Annotated in this window: 1 protein-coding gene; it reads left to right on the forward strand. The window is 56.2% G+C overall.

The window, feature by feature from the left end; all coding sequences use genetic code 11:
- Nucleotides 1–16 precede the first annotated feature (16 nt).
- Nucleotides 17–290: hypothetical protein (locus tag ABQE44_RS25860; protein WP_448432677.1), on the forward strand; the 274-nt coding region annotated here is incomplete at its 3' end.

A 290-nucleotide genomic window follows, 5' to 3' on the forward strand; every position in this document is an offset into this window, starting at 1 on the left:
GGACGCGGTGACTGATGTGGTTGATCAGACGGATGCCGTGGATGCGGTGACCGATTTGGTTGACCAAACCGATGTGGTGGACGCGGTGACTGATGTGGTTGATCAGTCCGACGTCGTTGACACGGTGACGGATTTGGTTGATCAGACCGATGTGGTGGACGCGGTGACTGATGTGGTTGATCAGTCCGACGTCGTTGACACGGTGACCGATGTGGTTGATCAGACCGATGTGGTGGACGCGGTGACTGATGTGGTTGATCAGTCCGATGTGGTCGACACCGTGACCGATT

This window comes from Mycolicibacterium sp. XJ2546, assembly GCF_053483195.1.